This is a genomic window from Frankia sp. CoBUL1, assembly GCF_978021245.1.
This window is the reverse complement of sequence record NZ_CDXDOS010000323.1, coordinates 1-3,345: the sequence shown is the minus strand read 5'-3', so window position 1 is coordinate 3,345 and position 3,345 is coordinate 1. Positions and strand designations below refer to the sequence as shown.

At 72.2% G+C, this 3,345-nt stretch carries 3 protein-coding genes; 1 reads left to right on the top strand and 2 read right to left on the bottom strand.

The features are described from left to right. Window positions 1–43 precede the first annotated feature (43 nt). The gene (locus tag AC08OX_RS16290) at window positions 44–760 is read right to left on the bottom strand and encodes an SRPBCC family protein (protein WP_476608601.1); all 717 of its coding nucleotides are present in this window, start codon (window positions 758–760) and stop codon (window positions 44–46) included. Continuing rightward, entirely contained in the window at window positions 688–1,512 is an 825-nt protein-coding gene (locus AC08OX_RS16285) for an ArsR/SmtB family transcription factor (protein WP_476608600.1), read from the bottom strand. Before AC08OX_RS16285 ends, AC08OX_RS16290 begins: the two co-directional genes overlap by 73 nt. A gap of 261 nt (window positions 1,513–1,773) precedes the next feature. On the opposite strand from AC08OX_RS16285, the gene AC08OX_RS16280 reads away from it, so the two are divergent. Then, window positions 1,774–2,820, top strand: coding sequence for a siderophore-interacting protein (locus AC08OX_RS16280; protein WP_476608599.1), 1,047 nt, complete (start codon window positions 1,774–1,776; stop codon window positions 2,818–2,820). The last annotated feature ends 525 nt before the right edge of the window (window positions 2,821–3,345 follow it).

Below are 3,345 nucleotides of genomic sequence, written 5' to 3'. Positions count from 1 at the left end.
CAACTTTGAAAAGGCTCAATGATAGAGATTGCCGCAAAGGCGATTAAGCGAACACGTCCTGTAGCCAGTCGGTCCAGGCCTGAGTAGTCTTCGCCTGGTCGGTGCCGGGGGCGAACAGGTGCAGGGCGATGCCGATCGGGGCGCCGAAGGCGTTGCGGCCGAAGAAGCGGTACAGCCCGTCGCCGGTCCGCAGGCCAAGGAAGTGGGGATGCAGGTAGTCGACCACGGCGTCCAGCGGGTCGATGCCCGGGAGGGTGAGGCGCACCGCGTCGCCTTGGCCGACCTCGTCGGCGACGCCTAGCTCGTGGCGCAGCCGGACAAACGCGTCCGGCGCGGTCGAGGACGCCGGCGCGTCGGCCGCGACGTAGGTCACCGGCCGGCGGCTGAAGTACCGCAGGTACTGACCGAGCGTGTGCAGGTAGAAGTCGGTGTGCTGGCTGGCGCCGTCGTACTGGTTCTCCCAGTCGTCGACGAAGATCCCGCTGTGGACGTAGCGGAAGGAGGTCGTGCCGCCGTCCCGGCCCTCGATCACATGTTCCAGCTGGTTGAACCAGCCGTCCGCACCCTCCACCCGGGTGACGAGGTGGTGCGGCGGATCCCAGACGGTGACCGTGCCCCCGAAGGGCGCGGCGCCACCCTGGCGGGGCTCGAACTCCATCGGCCACAGCCATCCGCCGTTACCGGTGGTCACGGCGTCCCAGTACTCCTCCGGGGAGGTGGACAGCACACCCTCGCGGCGGATCTCGAACTCACGGGACATCTCTGGTTCTCCTTGGTTGCGCTGGGGCCATCGGTTCCGGTTGGGCCGGCTGCGTTGGTGGGACCGGCTGCGTTGGTGGGGCTGTCGATGCCGGTGGGACCGGCGGTGCCGAGGCCGAGGATGCTCTCCCCCGCCTCGGATCCCGCATCGGAGCCGACAGCCACCCGCTCGGGCCGCGTGACGCTCGGGTGCAGGGCGACGACGAAACGGTGGGAGCGCCCGCCCGTGGCGGTGGTGTCGTGGTACCTGCCGACGAGGGCGGCAACCGTCTCCCCGAGCTCCGCTGCGAACGCGGCGCGGTCCGCGGCGGAGGCGAACCGGATCTCGCTGTCGATCGCGAACGTCGCCAGCCGCTGCCGGGCGGCGGTGGCACCGGTGATGAGGTCGCCGACCTCCCGCACCAGCCGGGCACCGAGCGCTAGCAGCCATCGGGCAGAGCGCTGATCCGGCGACCGGCCGGGATCCGGGGCGACCGCCGGCAACGCGGTCGGCGAGATCACATAGGAGGCCGCCGTCGCCCGTAGTACGCGCTCGGTGCAGTTGCCCCTTCTGCGTTCCTCGACGAGTTCGACCAGCCCGTGACGCTCCAGGGCCCTCAGGTGGTAATTGACCCGCTGACGTGACAGCCCCACGGGAGTGGCCAGGGTGCTGGCCGAACCCGGCTCCGTGAGCGCGGCCAGCAACCTCGCCCGGACCGGGTCGAGCGCGGCCCCCGCTGCGGCCGGGTCATCGATCACTGCGACCTCCAACATGCGCCTCATCATCCTACCGAAAATTTTCCTTGTCAAGAAGGACAATCATGTCGGCGCAGATCCGGCGCAGACCCGAAGCAGGTACGGAACAACCGTCGCGCCCCTCCGCGAGTCATCGCCCGAATGGCGGGGCGTAGGTTCGTCCTGAAATGCCACCCGGGCTCGCGGAGGTCGGGACAGCCCCGTCTCGGGCCTGAAGCCCGTCCGTGCGGGCCAGGACCAGTCCGGCCCGCGGTCACGAGAGACAGGACGCAAGAACCGATGTCGACCTTCGGGCCGGACTCCTCCGTACCATCCACGCCACCATCCACGCCCCGCCCGACCGGACTACCGGACGGGCGCGACGGCCGCCCGTCGACGTCGGCGGAGAACCGGCCCGCGCCGCGGCGCGCCCGGCCGGCCCCGCGCCGGCTGCGGGTCGTCCGCGTCACCCCGCTCACCGGGGACATGGTGACGGTGACACTCGGTGGGCCGGCGCTGGCCGGATTCTCGCTGCCCCGGGCCGCGCAGCACGTGAAGATCTTCCTGCCGGCCGACGGACAGACCGAACCGACCGTTCCGAGCTGGGGGCCGGACGGACGCCCCGTCTTCCCGGCGGGTACACCCCGCCCGATCGTGCGGACCTACACCCCGCGCCGGTTCGACGCTGAGGCCCTCGAACTGGACATCGAGATGCTCCTGCACGGCGAGGGTCCGGCCGGGCGGTGGGCGGGTACCGCCCGGCCCGGTGACCATCTCGCCATCGCCGGACCGGGGGGTGGATACGAGGTGCGGACGTCGGCCGCGCATCACCTGCTCGCCGCCGACGAGACCGGCCTGCCCGCGCTGGCGACGGTGCTGGAACGGCTGCCCGCTCGGGTACCGGTGACCGTGGTGGCGGAGGTTCGCGACGCCGGCCGCCGACGGGCTCTCCCGGTCACCCCCGCGACGACCGTCACCTGGCTGCACCGTGACGGCGGGGTTCCCGGCATGCTGCTGGCCGAGGCCGTCGAGGCCGTACCCCTGCCCGCCGGCACCGCGGCCTGGGTGGCCTGCGAGGCCACGGCGGTACGCCGGATCCGCCGTCACCTGCTCGCCGCGGGGCTGGACCGCGCCGACCTGTCGACCCGCGGCTACTGGCGGCTGGGTGCGGCGGACCATCCCGATCATGACTACGGGGAGGGCGAGGCGGCGGATGTCACCCGTGGCGGCGAGGGACGGATCGATCGGCTGCGCCGCACCCTCGGGCCGCTGAAGCAGCGTGCCGAAACCGCCGCGCGCGGCCTCGGGGCGACCGTGAAGGCCCGCGCCGCCGAGCGCCGGCAGTGACCGGGTCGGCACCGGCTTCGACCGCCCGATCCTCGACCACCCGATCGTGGGTGCGGCATTTCGGTGGAACGCGTCCCAGGGCCTTCGCCCTCCAAACTCGCCCTCCAAACAACCTGTAGCCGATGCAACCGGGCTCCGTCACGGCGGACAACCCGACCGCATGGCAGGCTGGTCGCGTACCAGCGCACACCGCCCGACCACGGGGATCCACCGCGCCACGGCATTCCGACAAGCCGTCGCACGGACAAGGCGACGAACGGACCGGACGACGGCGCTCGGGGACGACCCGTCGGGGAATGACGGCACGGTGGCGGGTGGACCCGGTACGCGAATGGTGCCCGTCGGCGAAGAGGGGCCATGACGGAGGACAGCGCGAGACCCCCTGCCGGGCCTCCCATCGTCGGGGAATCCGGGTCGGTGAATCTGCCGGCTCCCCGGGTGACCGCGCTACCCCGGCGGTTCCCGGCGCCCGGCGCCCACCGTGATCCGCTCCGGCTCCCACACCTGGTCGGCCCGCCCCCCGGG